The 1,321-nt window shown below is 41.3% G+C and carries 3 protein-coding genes; 1 reads left to right on the forward strand and 2 read right to left on the reverse strand.

Annotation, left to right across the window (positions count from 1 at the left end):
- On the forward strand, positions 1 to 342 hold a 342-nt coding region (locus AU511_RS16850; protein ID WP_139829428.1), incomplete at its 5' end, for an integrase core domain-containing protein.
- Between the two features lie 108 nt (positions 343 to 450).
- Here the strand turns inward: AU511_RS16850 and AU511_RS16855 are convergent.
- Together AU511_RS16855 and AU511_RS17570 are read right to left on the reverse strand one after the other, a co-directional pair.
- Positions 451 to 1,053: a hypothetical protein gene (locus tag AU511_RS16855; RefSeq protein ID WP_094110361.1), complete on the reverse strand. Its 603-nt coding sequence runs from the start codon at positions 1,051 to 1,053 to the stop codon at positions 451 to 453.
- Positions 1,054 to 1,114: 61 nt separating this feature from the next.
- A partial coding sequence (locus tag AU511_RS17570; protein WP_205756482.1) for a hypothetical protein occupies positions 1,115 to 1,321 on the reverse strand: 207 nt, incomplete at its 5' end.

The following is a 1,321-nucleotide window of genomic DNA, read 5'->3' on the forward strand; positions in this document are numbered from 1 at the left end:
GGCTATCCGGCGACGATAAGAACCGATCGGGGCCCGGAATTTACCTGCCACGCGCTCGATCAATGGGCCTTATTGCATGGCGTGGAGCTGCGACTTATCCAGCCCGGTAAGCCGACACAGAACGGATTTATTGAGAGTTTTAACGGACGCTTTCGCGATGAATGCCTGAATGAACACGGGTTCAGTGACGTCTGTCATGCCAGGGAAACTATCAGTGAATGGCGTCAGGATTATAACGAGTGCCGCCCGCACTCCGCACTGAATTATCAGACGCCGTCTGAATTTGCGGCGGGATGGAGAAAGGGTAATTCTGAGAGAGAAGGAGCCGACATTACTAACTGAGCGTTGTATCTAATCTTGGGGGTAGGTCACGGGCAACTGGTGATTGAGACTGAGCTAAGGTTCTGACCGGTAAAAAAAAATCCCGGCGTAAGGCCGGGATCGTTATTTTTACATCTGTAATTTCCAAAAATTCATACCATTAATAAGCCAGTATTGTTCTTTGTCTGGAACTAACAATCCAAAATCACTATTCGCCTGAGCGTTCCAATCAGATGGTACAGACGATTCATGACTTCTATCCCAATCAGTATGGCGATATATTTTTTTGTCAAAATTGATATAAAATTTAGGTAACCGCATTCTCCAGCCATCCCACTCAACTGATACTGGGTCTGTTAGCGTAGATAAAAATCGCTCAATATAATCATAAAAACTTATAAGGCACTCATCATCTCTGCCTAATTTAAAGAATGACCTCATCCAGTCAACGTTATAAACAGCAACATCATTTCTAGTTATATAATCTTTAAAGGTATCCTTAGATAACACAGGCACCCCATTCCTGAATGAACTAACCGCCTCGTCATAGAGAGACTCTTTCATCCATCCTTTAGCTATATATAGCTTATATTCCGGCCTAACATCGATGCAATAATTATCCTTATTATCAACAATATAATAATGAATGCCATCCACAACAAAGATAGCTATATCTTTATCACCATTAAAAATGGCATCGAGTAAATTCTGATAATCATTTGTTAAATTCATTCAGAAATTCCTCTTTCGTTAATACTCGATATTTTGATGAGTTTTGCTCTATCAATCTATCTCATACCTTAGGTAATTCAAGAGACACACTAGGCTGACCTTTTGTAGGATCGACGCTCTTCGGAGCGTTTGGATATTTCGGTACGCCAGGAATAGGCCTTTGAGGAACGGCTGATTCCATTATTTGTTTATGAAGAGCAACATCCACTTCAAACACAACAACACTCCCATCCTGTCTTTTATATGTTAGTGTAGTGGTCAACAAAAA

Source organism: Lonsdalea iberica (assembly GCF_002111585.1).
In the GTDB taxonomy this organism is placed as follows: domain Bacteria; phylum Pseudomonadota; class Gammaproteobacteria; order Enterobacterales; family Enterobacteriaceae; genus Lonsdalea; species Lonsdalea iberica.

Excerpts from the sequence above, each read along its gene's own strand:
- AU511_RS16855 (WP_094110361.1), bottom strand. The coding sequence starts at position 1,053 with ATGAATTTAACAAATGATTATCAGAATTTACTCGATGCCATTTTTAAT.